The organism is Priestia sp. FSL H7-0729, assembly GCF_038005685.1.
Classification (GTDB): Bacteria; Bacillota; Bacilli; order Paenibacillales; family Paenibacillaceae; genus Paenibacillus.
Genome location: NZ_JBBOTQ010000011.1, coordinates 63,417 through 85,023, shown reverse-complemented (window position 1 = coordinate 85,023; position 21,607 = coordinate 63,417). Strand labels below are relative to the sequence as shown.

20 protein-coding genes are annotated in these 21,607 nt (G+C 46.6%); 18 read left to right on the top strand and 2 right to left on the bottom strand.

Features of this window, described 5'->3' with window-relative positions:
• Nucleotides 1-8: 8 nt before the first annotated feature.
• From MHH93_RS21640 to MHH93_RS21625, 4 genes are all read left to right on the top strand, one after another.
• A complete protein-coding gene (locus MHH93_RS21640) occupies nt 9-2,204 on the top strand; it encodes a glycoside hydrolase family 88/105 protein (protein ID WP_500055701.1) in 2,196 nt (731 codons plus the stop codon).
• A 339-nt stretch (nt 2,205-2,543) separates the two neighbouring features.
• Nucleotides 2,544-2,810 carry a CD3324 family protein gene (locus tag MHH93_RS21635; RefSeq protein WP_500055700.1) on the top strand — a complete coding sequence of 89 codons (267 nt, stop codon included), beginning with the start codon at nt 2,544-2,546 and terminating at the stop codon, nt 2,808-2,810.
• Nucleotides 2,811-2,964: 154 nt separating this feature from the next.
• On the top strand, nt 2,965-4,047 hold the full coding sequence (locus MHH93_RS21630) for a nucleotidyltransferase domain-containing protein (protein ID WP_500055699.1): 1,083 nt from the start codon (nt 2,965-2,967) through the stop codon (nt 4,045-4,047).
• Between the two features lie 97 nt (nt 4,048-4,144).
• Nucleotides 4,145-5,119, top strand: a complete 975-nt coding sequence (locus MHH93_RS21625; RefSeq protein WP_500055698.1) for a phosphotransferase enzyme family protein — start codon at nt 4,145-4,147, stop codon at nt 5,117-5,119.
• 157 nt (nt 5,120-5,276) lie between these two features.
• Here the strand turns inward: MHH93_RS21625 and MHH93_RS21620 are convergent, their stop codons facing one another.
• Nucleotides 5,277-6,152, bottom strand: coding sequence for a DUF72 domain-containing protein (locus MHH93_RS21620; protein ID WP_500055697.1), 876 nt, complete (start codon nt 6,150-6,152; stop codon nt 5,277-5,279).
• 238 nt (nt 6,153-6,390) lie between these two features.
• Between MHH93_RS21620 and MHH93_RS21615 the strand changes: the two genes are divergently transcribed.
• The 5 genes from MHH93_RS21615 to MHH93_RS21595 all read left to right on the top strand — a co-directional run bounded on the left by MHH93_RS21615 (nt 6,391) and on the right by MHH93_RS21595 (nt 10,467).
• A complete protein-coding gene (locus MHH93_RS21615) occupies nt 6,391-7,134 on the top strand; it encodes a class I SAM-dependent methyltransferase (protein WP_500055696.1) in 744 nt (247 codons plus the stop codon).
• A gap of 27 nt (nt 7,135-7,161) precedes the next feature.
• Nucleotides 7,162-8,145, top strand: a complete 984-nt coding sequence (locus MHH93_RS21610) for an MBL fold metallo-hydrolase (RefSeq protein WP_500055695.1) — start codon at nt 7,162-7,164, stop codon at nt 8,143-8,145.
• Nucleotides 8,146-8,319: 174 nt separating this feature from the next.
• Nucleotides 8,320-8,736: a hypothetical protein gene (locus MHH93_RS21605; protein WP_500055694.1), complete on the top strand. Its 417-nt coding sequence runs from the start codon at nt 8,320-8,322 to the stop codon at nt 8,734-8,736.
• Entirely contained in the window at nt 8,733-9,776 is a 1,044-nt protein-coding gene (locus MHH93_RS21600; protein WP_500055693.1) for an FAD:protein FMN transferase, read from the top strand. Before MHH93_RS21605 ends, MHH93_RS21600 begins: the two co-directional genes overlap by 4 nt.
• A gap of 37 nt (nt 9,777-9,813) precedes the next feature.
• On the top strand, nt 9,814-10,467 hold the full coding sequence (locus MHH93_RS21595) for a ferric reductase-like transmembrane domain-containing protein (RefSeq protein ID WP_500055692.1): 654 nt from the start codon (nt 9,814-9,816) through the stop codon (nt 10,465-10,467).
• A gap of 159 nt (nt 10,468-10,626) precedes the next feature.
• Here the strand turns inward: MHH93_RS21595 and MHH93_RS21590 are convergent, their stop codons facing one another.
• A complete protein-coding gene (locus MHH93_RS21590; RefSeq protein ID WP_105601152.1) occupies nt 10,627-11,193 on the bottom strand; it encodes a phosphatidylglycerophosphatase A family protein in 567 nt (188 codons plus the stop codon).
• 192 nt (nt 11,194-11,385) lie between these two features.
• Here MHH93_RS21590 and MHH93_RS21585 point away from each other — a divergent pair, with 192 nt between their 5' ends.
• The 9 genes from MHH93_RS21585 (at nt 11,386) to MHH93_RS21545 (ending at nt 21,593) form a co-directional block, all read left to right on the top strand.
• Nucleotides 11,386-12,441: a GerMN domain-containing protein gene (locus MHH93_RS21585; RefSeq protein WP_500055691.1), complete on the top strand. Its 1,056-nt coding sequence runs from the start codon at nt 11,386-11,388 to the stop codon at nt 12,439-12,441.
• A gap of 118 nt (nt 12,442-12,559) precedes the next feature.
• Entirely contained in the window at nt 12,560-13,315 is a 756-nt protein-coding gene (rph, locus tag MHH93_RS21580; RefSeq protein ID WP_253440370.1) for a ribonuclease PH, read from the top strand.
• Between the two features lies 1 nt (nt 13,316).
• The gene (locus MHH93_RS21575; RefSeq protein WP_500055690.1) at nt 13,317-13,940 is read left to right on the top strand and encodes an XTP/dITP diphosphatase; all 624 of its coding nucleotides are present in this window, start codon (nt 13,317-13,319) and stop codon (nt 13,938-13,940) included.
• 352 nt (nt 13,941-14,292) lie between these two features.
• On the top strand, nt 14,293-15,135 hold the full coding sequence (locus tag MHH93_RS21570; protein ID WP_500055689.1) for an STM4015 family protein: 843 nt from the start codon (nt 14,293-14,295) through the stop codon (nt 15,133-15,135).
• Between the two features lie 3 nt (nt 15,136-15,138).
• Nucleotides 15,139-16,404: an STM4014 family protein gene (locus tag MHH93_RS21565; protein WP_500055688.1), complete on the top strand. Its 1,266-nt coding sequence runs from the start codon at nt 15,139-15,141 to the stop codon at nt 16,402-16,404.
• A complete protein-coding gene (locus MHH93_RS21560; protein WP_500055687.1) occupies nt 16,397-17,182 on the top strand; it encodes an STM4013/SEN3800 family hydrolase in 786 nt (261 codons plus the stop codon). The genes MHH93_RS21565 and MHH93_RS21560 overlap by 8 nt, the downstream gene beginning before the upstream one ends.
• Nucleotides 17,183-17,238: 56 nt before the next feature.
• On the top strand, nt 17,239-18,627 hold the full coding sequence (locus MHH93_RS21555) for an STM4012 family radical SAM protein (RefSeq protein ID WP_500055686.1): 1,389 nt from the start codon (nt 17,239-17,241) through the stop codon (nt 18,625-18,627).
• On the top strand, nt 18,624-19,484 hold the full coding sequence (locus MHH93_RS21550; RefSeq protein ID WP_500055685.1) for an STM4011 family radical SAM protein: 861 nt from the start codon (nt 18,624-18,626) through the stop codon (nt 19,482-19,484). The genes MHH93_RS21555 and MHH93_RS21550 overlap by 4 nt, the downstream gene beginning before the upstream one ends.
• A 414-nt stretch (nt 19,485-19,898) precedes the next feature.
• The gene (locus MHH93_RS21545; protein WP_500055684.1) at nt 19,899-21,593 is read left to right on the top strand and encodes a methyl-accepting chemotaxis protein; all 1,695 of its coding nucleotides are present in this window, start codon (nt 19,899-19,901) and stop codon (nt 21,591-21,593) included.
• The last annotated feature ends 14 nt before the right edge of the window (nt 21,594-21,607 follow it).

Below are 21,607 nucleotides of genomic sequence, written 5' to 3'. Positions count from 1 at the left end.
GGGAGCTGATGACCATTCGTTATTTCCATGAGAACGAGGCGATTGCAGGTAAGGTGTACAATTCAATTCCGGATATATTGACCACGGTAGCTCAGCGTTATATTGGCGATCATCCGCAACATTCCTTTTTGTTCAGAGCTTATCATCAGGGAGGTTTTCGCAGGCTGGGGGATTATCGCTACGACCTGAATCTGAATGAGAAATGTGCAGAGGCGCGTGCAGGGCAGTACGTGTATGTATGGGGAAAGTTATGGAGCGAGCAGAATACAACGTTAAATACAGGCCTGAACTGTTATAGTCCAGTGACGATCTATGTGAATGGCATAGAGGTATTCAAGTCGGAGTTGTTGCAGGAATTATTTCCCGAGCGAAGAACCCAGATTCCGATTTCCGTGAATTATGGCTGGAATGATGTGTTGCTGTGTTTTGTCAAAACAGAAGTAGGATTCGGCGGTATCTACGGAACAGCCTCGTTCAAGAATTTCCCGCTGCATTTCCTTACTCCGGGGACAGATCGTCAGGGTCAGGAAGGCTGGTTATATTCGGAACCTGTCGATGAACCTGTATTGTCTCTTCCTCGTAACGGCATGACGGAAGAAGAAACAGGTCTTACCTGGTATCCACGCAGGAGCTGGACAGGGGAGGAACAGAGCAAGGGTTCATTTGCTCGAATTTTGGGTACGGAACAACCCGCCGTGGCTTATGCATGGACGAGACTGGATGTAATCTTGCCGGGATCAACGCCAATTATTTTAAAAGGCAATCATGACGGTGCTTTGACTCTATATGTGGATGGCACGGAAATATACTCTGCTGAAAGCAGTACTAACTTCCACGTTGAACTCCCGCGCCGTTACGGTTCATGGGATCTGGTCGCGAAAGGTGAAATCCAGGCACAAGGTGGCTCCTGGGGATTCACGTTGGAAGATGACGAAAGTTCGGGTTGCACAGGCTGGAGACTAAAATCACCTTATCCGGTTGCGGGGTGCTCTGACCCCTGGCTGTACACAGGTGTGTTTGCTCCCGGCGCTGAGCCATCCCACACTGACATCGTGCGAACAGATACCGTGTTTGATGATGGCGCACAAGGTGTATATTGGCGGGTAGACCTGCCCGACACCCATGTTCGTCCCTATCTGGAGAACACACATTACGGGAAGTGGAATTATCCGCTTGGTGTTACCTTGCTTGGACTGCTCCAGACGGGACAGGAATTGGGACGGGACGACTACATTAAGTATGTACGGCAACATATTGAACTGAGTACTTCATTTGACCGCTATGGTCTGTGGGATCGGAAAGGGTATGGTGCGGCAGGAATCAATAATCAGCTGTCTGCGATAGACAGTCTGGATGATTGTGGTTCGTTTGGATCTACAATGCTTGCTGCGATGGAGTTGGGTGATATTCGTGGGGGAAGAGATACCGCGGATCGAATTGCGGGCTACATTACGGATGAGCAAGAACGTTTGGAGGATGGCGCCTTTTACCGGGTTCGTGGCAGTGGGGAGATGCGTCAGGAGACGATGTGGTGTGATGACTTGTACATGAGTACACCTTTTCTGATGCGTTATGGTCAGTTGACAGGAGATAGGGCGTACTGGGATGATGCGATCAATCAGTTCCTGATGTTCCGTAAATACCTCTACCTTCCCGATCAACAGATCATGTCCCATGTGTATGATTTTGTGCGTGGTCGGGCGACAGGTATTCCGTGGGGACGTGGAAACGGCTGGGTGCTATTCTCATTAACCGAACTGTTATCTATCCTGCCGTATGATCATGTGAAACGAACGGAACTATTACAGTTCTATCGTGCTTTAAGTGAAGGTTATTTGGCGTTGCAAGGGGAAAATGGGCTTTGGCATCAGGTGCTGAACCGCCCGGATTCGTATGAAGAAACCTCCTGCACATCCATGTTCATTTACGCTTATGCTCGTGGCATTCGGGAAGGTTGGCTGGAACAGCCGGAGCCTTATTTGGAGGCGGTACGCAAAGGATGGGAGGGCATGACGCGCTTGTCAATTGACTACAAGGGCAATGTATATGGGGTATGCCGGGGTTCAGGGTACTCGTTTACTGCCTTGTATTATCGCGATGATCTGGGGTGGAATCTGAACGATACCCATGGAATCGGCATTGTGCTCTTGGCAGGCATTGAAGCACATAAGATGAACCAGCAGCTACGCGAGGCATCGATCTGAGGCTTAACCCAAAAAAGGATCAGATATTTACCCATAAGTATTTCAGAAAATGCTTAAAATTTTGGTGCCGTGAGTCCCTATAGGGCGACTCCTCTTTAAACACTTGAACAACAAGCTCTGATATAATAGCACATAACAACTATCTGTTTTCTATGGAGGTGAGGCTATTGAAAACAATCGGGGTAGGGTATTTACATGCATGGCTCTATGCAAAGCCAGTGGAGGATATGGCAATGCTTTGCATAGAGTTTAGAAACATTCATATTGCCAACGAGGAATCGTAATATTCTGTTAACTGGCTTTGCACCTTATTGATTTATTAAATAAGGAGTGAGGCCCATGAAATATTCAAAAGCCGAGTCTATTTTTCCGGAAGAATTGCTACGTATCATTCAAGAATACGTTCAAGGGGAATTGGTTTATATCCCCAAACCCAAAGAGGCACATTTAAAGTGGGGCGAGAAAACACATAGCAAGAGCAGAGTCTCTGCTCGAAACGCTGAGATAAAATCCTTATTCCACAATGGAGTCAGCATAGAGGAGTTGGCGGGGCGGTTTTTCTTGTCCTGCGAAAGCATAAAGAAAATTGTCTATACAAAGAACTAATGAAATCCGCTAAATCGTCATATCGACGGTTTAGCGGATTTTGTTCAAAGATGAGTTAAATCAACTTATACATATTAACAGCACCTCTAAATCGATAGAATCAAGTTAAGGTTGTTGTGATAAAGGACGGCCAGATCACGAAGGGGTGCAACGAATGGATGAAATCATAAAGAAGAAGCTACTGGACAGAAATGAACTACTCATTAACATGGTGATTGAACGTGTAAAAAGAGATTTTATAGACGATATCGCAATTATTGGGCTTACAGGTTCATTTAGCAGCGGGGACTATCACGAGAAGAGCGATCTTGATTTAATTATCATTAATAATACAGAAAAGGGATGGGAAATATCCAAATGCTTTATCTTAGATGACGTTGGATATGACATCTATTGCACGCCATGGGATTCAAGAATACAAGAGCAATCCATCTTGGAGAGTCCCAACGTATCGAGCTTGACCGAGCTCAAAATACTCTACTATGCAAAGCCTGAGGATTTGGAGAAATTGAACGACTTCAGGCAAAAAGCACTTGATGAACTTGCGAACCCGGTAGGGGAAGCGTGTCTTGGTCGAGCAAAAAAATGGATCGATCTGGCCAAACAAGCCTACAGCGATACGATGCTAGGTGAAGATATTGGTTCTGTGCGACATGCATCTGCCGATGTTCTGTACAATCTAGTCAATGCCTTGGTTAATATGAATAACACGTGCATCAAGCGAGGAATCAAGCGTTATTTGGAAGAGATCCGCTCGTTTCGCTATGTTCCTGATGATCTTGATTCCTTATACATGTCAATCATCGAAGCTCATACCATTGAAGATATCCGAATAACCTCTTTTAATATGTTGAATAGCGTTACGAAATTATATAACACGATGTGTGATAACTTCATAATTAAATCTGCCCCGACCTATGATAATCTGAGGGGAACATATGAAGAATTGTGGTGCAACTACCGCAATAAAATTCTGAACAGTGTTATGACGAACGATGCTTCCTACGTCTTTCTTTCGGTCTATGGAGCACAAGGGTATCTTGATGAAATGTCTCGGGAAAATGGAACTAAGAAATTTGATATGATGCAGTACTTTGATGCAAGTAATTTACCAGTTATGAAAGAGAAGTTCCTTGAAGTGATGGATGAATATCTAGAGGAATATGATAAGGTCGGCAGAGAAGTCGAACGGTTTACAACCTTCGAAGAACTATATGCCCATTATATGAATCATTGACCTTATACACAAAGAGTTTGAATAAGTTAAATGGCGAAAGCATTGCGCTAACTTGGTAAATTGTGAAGTGGAGATCACTATAACTGGAGTGGATACTATGTTTTCTGAAGAGAGTTATACGGTGGTGGCGAAAGAAGCGTTACGTCAATACCCAATCATATGGGAAGAACTTGTGTACCTTGGAAAGAGTGATAATGTTACTTTTCGAGTTCAGACCCACGATGTTAATCAAACGTTTCTTATCAAAATCCATACCGCAACGAGTTCCATTAAATCAAAAGGGAATATCGCATCAGAGCTTATTTGGCTTGAAGCTTTGGTTAGAGATACAAATCTCGTTGTACCCGCACCTGTAAGAAATCTTCAAGGTGATCTGGTAACAGAAATATCCACTGACCATAGCGGAAATACATTCATCGTGACTATGCAGCATTGGGTTAATGGAAGCGTGCTTAATAGAGAGCCCACTAGTAACGAAACTGAGAATCTGGCTCTCTTAATGGCTGCTTTACATAGACATTCAATGCAGTGGAATGAACCTGAAGGTTTTGATAGACCACTATACAATGCCAATCACTTATATTCATCACTTCATCAATTAAAAGAGTTAGTTAATTTAGAGCTTATCTCAAGCGAAGCGTTTGTTCATGTGGAAGAGTCAGCACATAAAATAGCAGATGCGATACACAGTCATACACCATTGCTGAATAATTGGGGAATTATTCATTCAGATCTTCATGAGAGTAACTATGTTTTTTATGAAGATATTCCTCGACCCATAGATTTTTCGAATTGTGGATATGGGTTTTATTTATTTGATATGGCTGAAACATGTATGCATCTTTCATCTGAAAATAGGAAAGTATTTATTTCATCGTATAGCAAAGTAAATCAGCTACAAGAAAATTATTTAGAATTATTAGAGGCATTTTTTATTTGGTCAATAATAAGGACTTTCGCATTCCATTCTCTAAATCCAAAAGAACACCAACCCTTGGTACAAAATTTCCCATCCGTTATTCAACATTATTTTGTGAAATATCTTAAAGGAGCGAATTTTTTGTTAAGCTAACGGGAAAGGATAGCTCAATAAATTCAGTGAAGTCAATCGCAATAGTAGATATGGATAACGTGCTGAAAAAAGCGGCAATGCCTTCGGGCTTGCCGCTTTTAGCTGATTATAATTTTACTTCACCCAACTATATGAATAACTACATCGTAAACACGGATCAAAATAATTCCAGCTGCTCCGGTCCTTCTTCCTTCTCGGGTTCAGTACGGTCAGGAAAAGGCTTCACCGGCAGGTCCAGCAGATCCATCATCATCTGGGCATTCGCCGCTGCATCGCCACCGGAGTTGTTGTTGAAAATAACATAGACGTCCTTACTCTGCTCCTGCAATTGTTCCAGATAACCTTTCCACTCCAACAGCTCATCCTTGTTGTAACGGTACAGATAACGGGTCTCGCGCCAATTGGGCGCACCATTCTGATGCCAGCCGGACACATTGCGCCCGTGCATGCGAACCAGTGTCATGTGCGAATCGGTGGCCTGGGGCACGATGGGAATGGAGCCTAAACCCGCCTGAGGTTCGTCACAGACGCTGTGAATCCAGCCTTGCTCCTTCATGAACGAAAGTGTTCGCTCACGCATGTCATCTTCATACCAGCTGCGATGCCGGAATTCCAGGGCGCATGGAATTCCCTCCATGCGAAGTTTTACTTCACGAAGCTCTTTCACATTGTCCTTATTACATTCGAACCAGGGCGGATATTGAAATAAGGCTGCCTGCATCTTGCCGGCTTCTATGACAGGTTCCAGTGATTCCCGAAAAGCTTTATACATCTCCGACGTACTGGTGAAGTAGGGTTTGCCTCGCAAATGTCCGGTCATTCCCTGATAGGCTTTGATGATAAAAGCAAAGGATTCGGGCGTCTCAGCAGCCCATCGAGCCATGCGATCCCGCGGCTGTACGGCATAGAAGGAACTATCCACCTCCACGGTGGAGAAGTATTGACCGTATAGACTGAGCTTGTCTTTGGCTTTGGTACGGTTCGGATAGAGATCTTCCTGATCCCCCCATCCGGTAAGTCCGATGTGAATCATAAGAACACCTCCTGTTGCTTTATGAACAACCTCTTATAATTAACCGATTCGCAGGGGTATGCGTATGCTTAACATTATATCGTCTACATTTGGGCTCTTCAATGTAGGTAATGTACTGGGATTTTTTGAGTTTGCAGAATAAAGACGTTACAATACATTAAAGCTAGGGGAAATCACCAGGCCTGCACAAAGCGCACTACAGATAGAGGGCCGATGACTATGTGGAGGGCGAGATTGAATGACGGAATGGTATGAAAAGAGTTTTGGAGAAGATTATCTTCTCGTATACAAGCACCGGGATGTGCACGGTGCCTATCAGGAAGTACATAAAATGATCAATTGGTTGAAGCTTGAGCCTAATGCTGAAGTATTGGATCTATGCTGCGGTATGGGACGACACTCCTTGGCACTTGCTGATGCAGGACTGCGAGTGACGGGAGTTGATCTGTCCGATGTGCTTTTACGTGAAGCGAGCCTCATGGACACCGAACACCGAGTAACCTGGTGCCATGCAGACATGCGTGAACTCCCTCTGAAAGGTGGATTCGACGCTGTAGTCAATCTGTTCACATCGTTTGGTTATTTCCTGGAGGACGGAGAACAACTGAAAGTTTTATGTGCCATTCATCGGATGCTTCGGCCGGGTGGCAGCTATATTATTGATTTTATGAACACGGCTTATGTGACTCGTCATCTGGTACCGCACTCGGTTCGAGAGGATGAAGGACAGCGAATTGAAGAGTTCCGCAAGATTGAGGATGGATTTGTGCAGAAGGAGATTCGTATTACGGATACCGCATCCGGACATGAACCGCGGGCATATCAGGAGCGTGTGAAGTTGTACACAAAGGATCAACTGAGTGAGCTGATAAGTGAAGCTGGGCTTCAGGTAGATCAGGTTCATGGCGGCTATAATGAAGAGAAATATGACGAGCAAACTTCTCCGCGCATGATTTTTGTGGGTCGTCGTCCTGTGGAGTGAACAGAGGCCGTCAGGAAGGGGGATAACATGAAGCGAACAGAAGAGATATCCATGACGGAGGGCATGCACCGGATCAAGATCAGCATGGCGTTTCCCTTGCGATGGGTGAACAGTTATGTATTATCAGAATCAGATGGAAAGATAACCATTGTAGATCCGGGACCACGTAATTCGGAAACAGAACAGGAGTGGAATGAAGCGCTGGCAGATCTCGGCCTGACCTTTGGTGATATTCGTCAAATTGTATTGACCCACCATCACCCGGATCATCTTGGGTTGTCAGGTTGGATGCAACAGATGTCGGGGGCACCCGTTCGAATGTCCACACGCTCCCGTCAAGAGGCTGATTATATGTGGGGACCTAATTCACACATCAATACCATATTACCTGAATATTATGGTCGTCATGGTATGCCGGAAGACATGACTGAGCAGATACATGAACATATGAAGGCCTTTACTACGCAGATCACGCCACTTCCGAATGTCATTCCCATTGAAGATGGCGAGTGGCTCGATATGGGCGGGAGACGTTGGGTCGCTGTGGAGACGGGTGGACATGCCCCAGGCCATTTATCCTTTTATGCGCCGGAGACCATGGAGATTCTGTGCGGAGATGCAGTTTTGCCACAGATTTCACCGAATATCAGTCTGCAACCCGGCAGTGACCCTGTGCCATTGTTGTCTTATATGGAAGGATTACAACGTCTCGGGAAGTTGAATGTCAAGCAGGCGTATCCAGGGCATCGGAATCCTTTTTCCACATTTAACGAACGGACCGTTCAACTGCTCTTACACCATGAAGAACGTCTTCAGAAGATGACGGAGAGAATTCTGGAGTCACCAGCGAGTGCGTATGACATCTGTGTATACATGTTTGGCAATCGGCTTGGTACCCATCAACTGCGATTTGCGATGAGCGAGACGTTGGCCCACTTGCAGGAGTTAATTCGACGTGAAGTAGTGAAGCAAGAGCAGCACACGGATGGTACGTTCTATTTTCAAATCTAAACGGAATGTTGATATGGTTACAAGAAGATAATGCGATCTTATATAGAGGCTCGGGACAGAAAATTCACCTGTTTCGGGCCTTTTTAGTCTCTCTTAACGGTTCATTCATCTATTTTTAAGCCAGTGTGCCTATGATACATCTATGAACTTCGCTAAAGAAAGCAGGGAAGAGCGATGACCAGAAGAAAACGGAATCAATGGAGAAAATGGCAAGCTTCAGCGGCAGCAACGTTAACCGTGGCTGCACTCTTTCAATATGTAAGAACTTCGGATGCTTTTGATGTGGCTTACGCAGCAGCGAATGGCACAGATACAAGCGTTACTGCTTCAAGCCAGGTAGGTACGCGTGATGATGTGATGGATGAGTGGATTAGTAGCACAACAGACAGCCATAACTGGAATACGCAGGACAATGACAATAAGGATAGTCAAGATAATGGAACATCCGGCAACACACAAGCAACTCAGCCGGATCGGACCATGAGCAATAAGGGAAGTTATTCAGATGCTCAGCGTTTCGGGCAAAGTAATCAGGATACAGACTCCGGAACCAGCAGTGGCAACTATCAGTCACGCACAGGTGCATCATGAGCCGCACAGTGCAAGTTGCTTGTCCGCTCAGGTTTCAATTCCGTGCGATGAACACGGATGTTGAAGTGCAGCTGTCCGCCGGGAAGGAACAAGTTGAGCATGCAGCAACCTTGGTGAGGAATTGGTTTGGGACGCAAGAGCAGCGCTTTAGCCGGTTTGTGGCAGACAGTGAACTGAATCGTCTGAATCATGCGAACGGATGGATGCCCATTTCTGCTGCGATGGATGAAGTTTTGAGTCTGGCCTATGGGTATATTGGACTGACTGAAGGGATTTTCCAACCGGGTATCTCGCAAGCTCTTCAGGCTTCGGGATATGATCTAAGCTTCGAGAAACTGCAACAACGACAACCGCAACGTCCGCTGCTTGAACGCATTTTGCGAACGAGAACACCTGAAAGTTCAGGAATGATGGAAGATCGGCATGACCACGGTCGTCCGGGATGGATTCAGCGGGAAGGTAGCCGGATGGTTCATCTGGACCCTGGAACAGAGCTGGATCTGGGAGGGATCGTTAAGGGATGGGCAGTGGAGCGCATTGCGGACTGGTTGCAGCGAACATTGCATATCCCGGCGGGTTTAATTAACGCCGGTGGAGATGTTCAGGTATGGGGCACATCGGATCATCCCCAGTGGACCTTGAAAGTAGCAGATCCTTTGCAAGAACAGGGGGATGTGTCAGGTACGGTTCGCTTACAGCGAGGAGCTGTTGCCACTTCGGGTATTGCGCATAGACAATGGCATAATTCAGACGGAAGCCTTGCGCATCATCTCATTGACCCCCGGACAATGGAACCGGCGAATACGGATGTGTTACAGTGCACCGTTTTGGGACAGCATGCTTCGCAATGCGAGATTATTGCCAAGACGGTCTGCATTCTGGGGAGTGCAGAGGCGGTGGGCTGGTTAAACCGGCACTATGATCGGCATGACGTCCTGTGGATAACACAGGATGGAAGCACTTATTTTAGAGGAAATACGGATACGCTTGCTGAGCACTGGCCCGGTTTTGATCCGGATCATCGCTTCAGTCTGATTTAAACGGGGAACAAGTCTAACAGATATGGGGGAGCCGGTTATGGCACAATGGATTGTAGATTACCTGCCGACGTGGAATATCATTCGAATTAGTGGGATTGCTGCTTATGTGCTGCTCTTTGCAGGAGTATTTCTGGGCATTGCTCAAGGGATGCCTATGGCTAAAGGCAAACCGAAAGCAGCCATGTTCAAATGGCATACACGAACGACCTGGCTCGCCTTCGGACTTGGACTCGTGCATGCGTTAACGTTATATATTGATCACTACAGCCCGTTTACTTGGGGAGAACTTCTGATTCCTTTTACCGCCTCTGTGCATCCGATCGGCAGTGGTCTGGGAACATTATCCTTCTACGGATTAGTGATCGTTCTCTTATCCAGTGATCTGCGGAACAAGCTTGGCCGCAAATGGTGGTTCATGTTCCACATGCTGTCCTATCCCGTATTCGTAGGTCTGCTGGTTCACGGCATGGTAACAGGATCAGATTCTGGTAACATTATCATGCGAATGATGTATGTATTTACCGGACTCAGCATAATCGGCATCACTGTGCTGCGTGGCATGTTGCGAGAGCGCAAAGGCCCGGAAATCACGATTGGACCGAAATGGGCATCAGCTGAGCCAGCTACCGAGCAGAAGTGGGTTGAAGGTTATGGTCTGGCGGGAACGGTACGACCTAAACATCTGAAATAATAATATGTGGATCATCAAAAAGTATCGTACACATGCAAAAGAAGCGGCCATCAGGCCGCTTTTTCCATGTACAGTTATTTCCTCAAAGAATCATTTCACCAAGCATTCTCACACATGTCCAATGATCCACATGATTTCAGGAATGAAACGAGTTACGTGTTATACCGTGTCATCGCTGACAGGTTTTTCGCCCAGTGCTTCTTCAAGCTCGGATTGTTTGCGATGGGCGATCCGACTGCTTGCTGCCGATGCAATCGCACCGACAATATCATCGAAGAAGGTGTGGACAGGACCCAGGCTCTTGTCATTCAGTCGTTCGAGCACCCCTGGCTTCAGCTTGTCCACATAGCCATAATTCGTAAATCCGATACTGCCATATACATTGACGATGGAGAATGCCAAAATCTCATCCACGCCATACAACCCTTCATCATTCTCAATCATCTCCTGCAAAGGAGATATGAGCTGCCCCTGTTCTGCCAGAATATCAAGCTGAATCCCGGTCAGGACAGCGTTCTGTACCTCACGTTTACGGAGAACCATCTCCACATTTTCGATACATTCTTCCATCGTAAGACCAGGATAATATTTTTTCTGCAATAACATGACCAGTTCTGCGATCTCAGGGATCGTGACGCCCCGCTTATGCAGCCATTCCCTTGTTGCCTCCGCGACCTTGCGGCTATTCAGGCTGTAAGGGATTTTTTCTTGCTCAGGATGTTCCATGGGCGATTCCTCCTCTGAAGTTAGCAATGTCCCTACTCTTGCTTCCTAATACGTATTAACCGGTTTTACGTTTCTTTAAGATCATCGAATTTATAAGTTTTCAGCGATGCTATGATCTTTTAGTTATTTTTTGGACAAAGGCTCGTATACATGGTAGTACAAACTGTAAAAATGATGAGGGGGAACGTGATCATGAGAAAGATCCAATCTTTGCGTACGGTATCGGCAGCTGCGCTGCTGAGCATTCCGATGGTGTTGTCAGGTTGTGGCATGTTTGGAGCACAGTCTTCCGAAGCTGTTGATCCACCACCGCCCATTCAGGAAGCAGCCATGATTCAGGCGGCCGAAGGGAATGGGGCACTTGCAACGCTCCCGTTAACGACGGTATATCTGCAAGACCAGCAGGGGCTGCTCGCTCCGGTATCCCTGACACTTCCTTCTGGAACAGATGCCAGCAGTCCGAAGACAGCATTGGATACACTTGTCACAGGCGGGGCATATGCGGGTATGCTGCCGGAAGGATTCCAGGGCGTTCTCCCGCAGGGGACGGTTGTACAGAATGTAACGATTCACGCGGATGACAAGCTGGCGGTCGTGGAGTTCTCGGGTAATTTTGCCAAGTATGATGCGAAGCAAGAACGGAAAATGCTAGAAGCTGTCACGTGGACATTGACGGGAACTCCTGATGTGGAGAATGTGCAGATCTGGGTGGATGGCAAAAAGTTAACACAAATGCCGGTGAACAGCACACCTTTGCCTGAACCGCTGAATCGGGCTGTGGGAATCAATCTGGATCTGGGTGAAACATTAGTGGCGAACAGCAGCCCGGTCACGGTCTATTTCTCAGCTGCTTCACCAGCAGGCATTCAATATTATGTTCCAGTTACACGTCTCGTTACCCCTGGCGAAGATCGGGTGCAGGCAGCATTGAATGAGCTGATCAAGGGACCTGACAAAGGCGGCGAATTGGAAGAAGTCATGACAGGCGGAACAGAGCTGCAATCGGTCAAAACGGCTGAGGATGGCACAGTAACGGTTGCCTTGAAAGATGATATGTTTGCCGAAGGGGATATCGTACCTAGCGAGCTGTTACAGTCTGTCGTATTAACGACCGCGGAGAATACAGCCGGCAAGGATGCCAAAGTGCAGATCGAATGGAACGGCCAAAAAACGGTCATGGGTGACGATAACCGGGATTACAGTGCGCCTGTTTCCAAGCCTGAATATATCAACGAAATTCCGATTTAATGAACGCAGAATGCATAAGGATGCTTTTAACCGAACTCTTTGGTAAAATATAAGGGATTCGTAAAATTGTTAACAAGCTCAGCATTACAGGATGCTTAAGTCGTAGGAGGCAGAAAAAATGAGATCAAACGGACGAAACAGCGAACAGCTGCGCCCGCTGAATTTAACAGTGAACACGAATAAATACGCCGAGGGCTCTGTACTGATTGAAGTTGGAGATACAAAGGTAATCTGTACAGCTACAGTGGAGGAACGTGTTCCTCCCTTTATGAAAGGGCAAGGAAAAGGCTGGGTAACGGCTGAATATTCCATGCTGCCACGTGCAACACACACTCGTAACCAGCGTGAAGCCAATCGCGGCAAATTAACTGGACGCACCATGGAAATCCAGCGTCTGATTGGTCGGGCATTGCGCTCGGTGGTCAATTTGCAGGCGCTTGGTGAGCGTACGATTACGCTGGACTGTGATGTTATTCAAGCCGACGGAGGCACACGCACAACGTCCATTACCGGTGCATTTGTAGCGCTGGCACTTGCTGTGAACAAGATTTCTCAACAACACAAACTGCAAGTATTCCCAATTACGGATTTCATTGCAGCAGTAAGCGTGGGAGTTGTGGGTGAACAGCCTGTACTGGATCTGAACTATGATGAAGATTCCAAAGCCAAGGTGGATATGAACCTGGTGATGACAGGCGGCGGTAAATATGTTGAGCTTCAGGGGACAGGTGAGGAAGCGCCATTTGATCGCCGTGAGCTGAACGCCATGCTGGAACTGGGCGAGCAGGGAATTCTGGAGATGATTGAGCGTCAAAAAGAAGTACTTGGACCGATTGCGCTCAAAATTGGCGCGCGTGGATTAGGGGAAGCGTAAGATGAGCTTGGACAGCCCAATCCTCATTGTCGCAACCCGCAACGCGGGTAAAGTCCGTGAGTTCGCTCATGCTTTCGCACCGCTTGGCAAAGAGGTCAAGAGCATGTTTGACTACCCGGAGTTGCCGGATGTGGTGGAAGACGGTGTAACGTTTGCTGAGAATGCCTGGAAGAAAGCCAAAGCGGTTGGTGATGCGCTTGGTTTGCCCGTTCTGGCAGACGATTCAGGACTTTGCGTAGATCTGTTGGACGGCGAGCCGGGAGTATATTCAGCGAGATATGCAGGCGAAGGAGCAACGGATGCACGGAATAATGCGAAGTTGCTGGAGACGCTGGAATCGTTAAAATCCGGTGAGGACACCGAGCAGCCGCTCCTTAGTCCCGCTCGATTCGTCTGTGCGTTGGTACTGTACGATCCGACAACCGGAGACAAGTATGAAGCAGAAGGCATTGCGGAAGGCTGGATTACGGCTCAAGCTGCAGGTGCTGGTGGTTTTGGATATGACCCACTCTTCTATGTACCTGAATACGAGATGACGATGGCAGAGCTTACGCTCGAGCAAAAACAAGCGATTAGCCATCGTGGTCATGCATTGAGAGCGCTCGTATCCAGACTTGAAGGCTGAGATTAACCGGAAACATTTTGCTTTATTTTAATGATATGTGAACAATCAAAGCGTTAATGGAAGGACAGGAGCATTCCGAGGGAATGGTTCACCCGCCATTAACGCTTTTTTATATGAATTGAAGTTGTCCAATGGGGTTAGGTAAGCTCCTTCGATATACCTAATAATGGGGGCTATCTGCGCGACTTTATTACAGAACATATGTTCTTGTACCTACATAAGAAATGCTTCACATTGCATGATTGGGAATCTCATTGGGACTGGAGTTGGAAGAAGTTGCAAGCTGTGTGTGGTATGGGTTAACATTCAAATTAACGAATCATATATGAACCTTAAACGGAGGGATTTGCTCATGCAAGAAGTGAAGCTTGTTGTATCCTACGATGATTATGAGGACGGCATTCGTATGGAAAAATTAATTAAGGATTTGGCGGCTAAACCAGAGGCCAGCTCATTGGAAAGTCTGGTCGTCGGAGATTGGGGACAGGCTTATGAGAATTCGCCCCAAGAGTTCATGAGCACGCTCATCGAGTCGGCTTCAAGCTTTCCGTCATTGAAGAAACTGTTCATCGGTGATATGGGATTCGAAGAATGTGAAGTGTCGTGGATTATTCAGACGAATCTTGCTCCCTTATTGGGTGCCTTTCCACAATTAACATCATTCTCGATTAAGGGCAGTAGCGGCCTTAGTCTGGAGCCGCTCCAACATGCCAAGCTTGAAGAATTGATTATTATCTGTGGCGGTCTCCCGAAAGAGGTATTATCTTCGATCACCCATGCCAAATTGCCTGAATTGCGTAAACTGGAATTATATCTGGGCGTCGATAATTATGGCTTCAATGGTTCAATTGAAGATGTACTGCCTTTGTTAGAAAAAGGATTATTTCCAAAGCTGGTGTACCTGGGTCTGAAAGACAGTGAAATTCAGGATGAGATTGCGAAAGCAGCAGCTGAAGCACCTATTCTGGATCAACTTGAAGTACTGGATCTATCGCAAGGAACGTTGTCTGATGAAGGGGCTGAGGCCTTACTTGCCAGTGACAAGATCAAGAAATTGAAACACCTCGATCTAAGTTACCATTACATGACTGATGAAATGATCCGTCGTTGGAACCAATCGGGTATATCCGTAGATGTTAGCGACCAGCAACAAAGTGATGAGGATGACTGGCGTTATCCGTCGTTAACGGAATAGTTGATGTCAGGTTTTGCGAAAATAGTTGAAAGTCTGCATCAATCAGATGATGTTCCTGATCTGGACCGGGAGCAGCCATTATTATTGATCGGAAATCCTCATAACCGACGAACGCAAAGGATGCAAGAGGCCAGGCATAGATTAGGGATGAAACCTGCCGTTGTATTGCCTTATGCCCAATTACTCCAGAACTGGAGACAGGGGCGAACGATCGCTGATATAGTAGATTCCAATCTGCCTGTGCCCCTCGTTCGGATTGATGCTCCTGGTGAGGATTGGGAAGTAGAGCGTGAGTTGTTATTCCTTGGAGTTATGAATGATACGTCATCCTTAGCAAATGAAATGGCGGCAGAGGCATTCTCAGCAGAGCAGGTACTTGCGTTGGAACAGGAGTGGGGAAGAATCTATGCCCCTGCTCAGTGGTTCCGCGGCTGGAAAGCATGTCTGGATCGAATCGGCCATGAGGCTCGGGAAATATGGCCTGAAGTTCGATTCATGAATGATCCTGCTGACATCCAATTGATGTTTGACAAGAGAACATGTCAGCAGCATCTATACTCTCAGGGGGTTCATGTACCTCCTACGCTCCAGTCTTCACAGCCGATTCGAAGTTACACTGACTTGCGTACAGCGATGCAATCGGCCGGTATGAACCGTGTATTTGTGAAGCTTGCGTGCGGTTCGGGGGCCTCAGGTGTTGTCGCGTATCAGATTAACCCACGTACGGGTGATGAAATCGCCATAACGACGATGGGAATGGAACAGGCGCAGGGCAAGACGATTTTCTATAATGAAGGACGTCTGCGCAAGTACACCCGCAGTGAAGAGATTGCTACGTTGATGAACTGGTTATGTGCAGAAGGCGCACAGATTGAACGGTGGATGCCCAAAGCCACGCTGAATCAGCGGGCCTATGATATTCGCCAACTGGTTGCAGGTGGACAGGCAGGCCATGCGATTATACGACTTAGTCGTACGCCTATAACTAATTTGCATCTGCGCAATGAACGTATGTTGCCTGCTGAAGCGGGTCTGGATGAACAGCGTATGTCGCTGGTTCGGACGGCAGCGCAGGCAGCCATGTCTGCTTTTCCCAACTCGTGGTCAGCCGGGATTGATGTGATGCTTACGAGTGATTCGAATCCGCGTGCCTATGTGCTGGATGTGAATCCATTTGGAGATCTGTTATACAGGGTTGAGCATCATGGCCTCGGAACCTATGAGTGGGAAATGGAACTTCTGCGAAAGGAGCCTATTCAACATGCCTGATATGAACACCATTGTAGGCTCCTATGATCTGTTAATGATTACCTTGGACACGTTGCGATATGACGTAGCTAAGCTGGAAGAGGCGAATTGTCCTAATCTGTGTGGTTCGGGTCCGTGGGAGAAGCGTCATACCCCTGGCAGTTTTACATATGCGGCGCACCATGCTTTTTTTGGTGGTTTCATGCCGACTCCTGCCAATACGGATAAGGCATCTCATGTAAGATTGTTTCATTCCCGGAATACCGGACTCAAGACACATCCGCATACCTGGCTGTTTGATACACCGGATATTGTATCCGGGTTCGCAGCTGAAGGTTATCGCACGATCTGTATTGGCGGTGTCATTTTTTTTACGAAAAAAAACCCGCTTGCAAAAGTATTGCCTGGCTATTTCCAGCAGAGCTACTGGCGAATGAATTTTGGGGTAACCAACCCCAAATCGACAGAACATCAGGTACAGCATGCGTTAAAACTGTTGGAACAGACTGCGCCGGATGAGAAATTATTTTTGTTTTTGAACGTGTCTGCCATTCATGGCCCCAATCGTTACTTTGTAGAAGGAGCCAAGGAGGACTCGGTGGATACTCAACGGGCTGCACTTCGTTACGTAGACGAAGCTCTTGGGCCATTGTTTGAGGCGATGAGGCAACGTGCCCGGCCTGCCTTTTGTTTAGCTTTTTCCGATCATGGTACAGCTTACGGTGAAGACGGTTATCGAGGGCACCGACTCGCACATGATGTCGTCTGGACGGTGCCTTATCGTGAATTTTTCGTATAGAACGTATAGAATGTAATGCGCTTATGATAACAATAACCGGAGACAGGAGGAAACCGATGGACAAACATGTACAACATACAACAACAGGTCATTCCGCACAGTCCGGATCCGATATAACTACAGGTCTCAGTGAAGTACTGGCATTCCCGTATCGTTCTTATTTATACTCTTACCCTCACAAGACCGCATATCGGGAGCTGGACCCACCGCTGCCGCTGCAGTCCTTATGGGAGCGGGAGAATACGGATACGTATTTTTTATATATGCACATTCCCTTTTGCGCTGCTCGTTGCGGATTCTGTAATCTGTTCACCCTGCCGGATCGACGGGATGATACGCATGAACGCTATGTGGATGCGCTGGAACGTCAGGCCAAGCAGTGGGCACCTATTACATCTCGCAGGCCGTATTCGAGGTTCGCGATTGGTGGAGGAACGCCTACATTATTGAATGAGGTTCAGTTGAATCGTTTGTTTGATATTGCAGAACATGTGATGGGGCTGGACCCCACACAAGCATCGATCTCTGTGGAAACGTCACCGGATACGGTTACGGAAGCCAAGCTTTCCATTATGAAGGAACGAAGTGTGGATCGGGTTAGCATGGGCATCCAGAGTTTTATTGAAGCTGAAGCATCCGCCATCTATCGTCCGCAAAAACCGCAGGAGGTCGAACGGGCGCTTGAGAAGCTTACTCGTTATGATTTCCCATTATTGAATCTGGATTTGATCTATGGTTTGCCGGGGCAAACGGTCGAATCGTGGATCTATTCACTGGAAAGAGTTTTGGCTTACGAGCCGGGCGAAGTCTTTATCTATCCTTTGTATACTCGGGAAAATACGATTGTAAAGCCTGATGATATTCGTCGTCAGGGACCTGACATTCGCATGGAGCTGTATATAGCTGCACGTGAGACTTTAAAAAGTAAAGGATATGTGCAGTATTCGATGCGAAGATTTGCCAAGGAACAATCGTCCTCCAAAGTGCTTCTGCCTTATAGCTGTCAGGAGGAGGGCATGGTTGGTCTGGGATGTGGCGCACGCTCTTATACGAGTGAAGTACACTATGCTTCCAAGTACGGCGTGAGTTACAAGGCCACACAGAGCATCATTGCCGATTATGTGGCGACTGAGCGCTACGATGTGGCGGATTATGGTATCGTGTTAAGTCGTGAGGAACAGAGACGCCGTTTTATTCTGAAAGCTTTGCTGCATCGCGAGGGATTGACATTGTCTGACTACCAACAGCGATTCGGTACCGATGTGATGTCCGATTATCCTTGGCTTAGCGAGTTGTTTACGGAAGATATGGGACGGGTTGAACTGGAGGAAGGCGAACGCGTATTACGTCTGACAGAAGAAGGGCTAGGTTACTCCGATGCGATTGGAGATTGGCTTATATCTGCCGAAATTCGTGAACAGATGGAAGGGTTTGTTTTCTCATGAGAGCGACTTTGTATTATCGGGGGAAGTTGTCTTCCTGTAATTACGACTGTCCGTACTGCCCTTTTAGCAAAACGGTGGATTCCAAAGAGACGTTGGAAGTGGATGAACAACAATTGCGTCAATTTGTGGATTGGGTGAGGGAGCAGGAGAGTGCTGGGCATCAATTTTCGATTTTTTTCAATCCTTATGGTGAAGCTTTGGTGCGTCGTTGGTACCGTGAAGCGATGGTTGAGCTGTCCCATATGCCACATGTGGATAAAGTTGCAATTCAAACCAACCTGTCCGTCAAACTGGATTGGGCGAGAGAGCTGGATGCGAATAAAGCAGCCTTTTGGGCGACGTATCATCCTCGTGAGACAAAAGAGGCTTCTTTTGTAAAACAATGTCTGACCTTGCGTCAGATGGGACTTGCTTTTAGTGTCGGTACGGTAGGACTGCGTAGTGCTTTCTCCGCCATTGAGTCGATGAGACAGGCGTTGCCGGATGATGTGTATATGTGGGTTAATGCCTTCAAAGATCGGCCCAAGTATTACTCGCCAGAAGAGATTCAGTTTTTACGTGAGCTTGATCCACTTTTTGAGGGCAATTTGCAGGATTACGAGAGCTTGGGTAAACGATGTGCTGCGGGTTCGGAAGTATTTTATGTACAAGGGTCCGGGCATGTGAAGCGGTGTTACAAGGATCGCCGAATCATAGGGCATCTGTATCGCGATGGTCTGGAAGATTTGGCCGCGGATCGGCCCTGTCGTATGAAAAAATGTGGCTGTTACATCGGTTATATCCATATGGAGGATTCTCCCTTCAGGGAAACGTTTGGTAGTGGGTTACTTGAGCGAAATCCGGTATTGATTCGTTAAGCGAATGCAATTTTCTAACAGAATCACGATTGAATTACATTGCTCACAAATGATATGGAACGGCATAAAGTACATCTTCGGAGTGAACGTGAAGCAAACCATAGTGGTTTGAACACGCCATAATGGAGGTGTATTTTTTGATTTCTCGAGTGGAGGGTGAATTTGTTTCTCCTGGTTAAGTCGTGAATTTCTTTGAAAATTCCTGAAAATATTTCATGAGTACTTTATGGTTCAAATTTCATAGTTAGTGGGTTAGTAATCTTAGGAATAAAGACCCTTATTCAGATGATATGGGCGTTTATAGTCGCTGCATATATTTACAAATGGGTCTAAAGACTTAATAATGCCTAAGGGAGGCCAGATGCGAGAAGTTTGAAACACCATGTACTTTATTTGAACTTTCGGGGGGATAACATGAAAAGAATATCAATTAGCCGAAAATTACTCTTGGGATTCTCATCTGTATTGTTGTTATTGGTAGCGGTGACAGTCATAGCCTATACCCAATTTGTATCTGTCGATAGAACGTATACAGAATTAATTAATGATAGGACAACGAAATTACTACTCATCAAAAATATGTCGATAGATCTTAAATCACAGCAGATTGCTTTGAGGAACTATGTGATGGAAGACAGCTCAGAAAACGAACAGGAATTTAATAAGGCTTATGAAAATTACATAGCGTTAAGTGATGGGTTAAAACCAACGGTCACAAGTCAAAAAATGAAAGATTACCTTACGCAATCCGATGAGTCAATGAACAAGTATTATGCATTAGCACAGAACATCATGACATTGACAAAACAGGGGAATAACAGTGAGATCTCAAGGTTGTTCCAGGAGACAGCACCAGGGATCATTGCTGAGATTGAAGGAATTGTGGAAGGAATGGAAAAACATCAACAAGATGCCATGAATTCAGGAGTGGTGGATGCCAATCTTCAGATTGCCCGGGTTATTCGTTGGATTACGATCATCGGAATTGCTTCAATTCTAATAGGGACACTGGTGGCGTTGATCATCGGCAGATTGATCTCCTTGCCAGTTGCTGCCGTTGCACAAGCTGCAAGCCGGATTGCTGACGGTGATCTCACAGGTGAGGCCATTGTTGTTCGTAATCGGGATGAGATCGGAGATATGGCCGAATCCTTCAATAAGATGATGGGGAACTTGCGTCAATTAATCCATCAGGTGGGACACAATGCGGATCGGGTAGCGGCTTCTTCTGAAGAGTTAACGGCGAGTACAGAACAAACAGCAGCGGCCACTGAACAGGTAGCTACAACGATGGAAGAGATTGCGACCGGTATGGATACTCAAGTGAACATGGTGGGAGATGGATTCCATACGATCAATGAATTATCCACAGGTTTTCAGCAGATGACAGAGAATACACAAAATATGTCGAATGAAGCAATCCATGCATCAACCAAAGCCTTGTCTGGTAATGAGGCAGTTCAATCCGCTGTTGGACAGATGAATTCTATTCATCAGACTGTTCGGAGCCTTGCCGCAGTTATTGAGGAGTTGGGCAATCACTCACAGGAGATTGGGCTCATGGTGGAGAGTATAACTGAGATATCTGCACAAACCAATCTGCTGTCTCTGAATGCAGCCATTGAAGCTGCAAGAGCAGGCGAGCATGGTCGTGGATTCGAGGTAGTTGCTACTGAGGTGCGCAAGCTGTCTGACCAATCGGCGAAATCAGCGGAACAGATCAGTGTACTTGTTACTGCCATTAATAAAGGCATGAGTGATGCAGTTCAATCTATGGGAGAAGTAACCGCAGAGGTTCAAGAGGGTATGGAGCTTGTTCATAAAGCGGGAGGTACTTTCGAAGAAATTCGTGAAGCTGTCAGCAATGTCGCTGGTCAGACTCAGGAGGTATCTGCGTCAATAGAACAGATGGCTGCGGGTGTGGAGCAGATTAGTGTGTCCATGAAGACCATCATGGAAGTAACAGAGAATGCGGCTGCTGGAACAGAGGAAGTTAGTGCAACGTCCGAGGAACAACTGTCTGCCATGCAGGAAATCGCTTCGGCAGCCACTGATCTTTCGTCCATGGCGGAAGAGTTACAGGAGTCCGTAAGTCGATTCAAAGTGTAATGATTGTGCATATA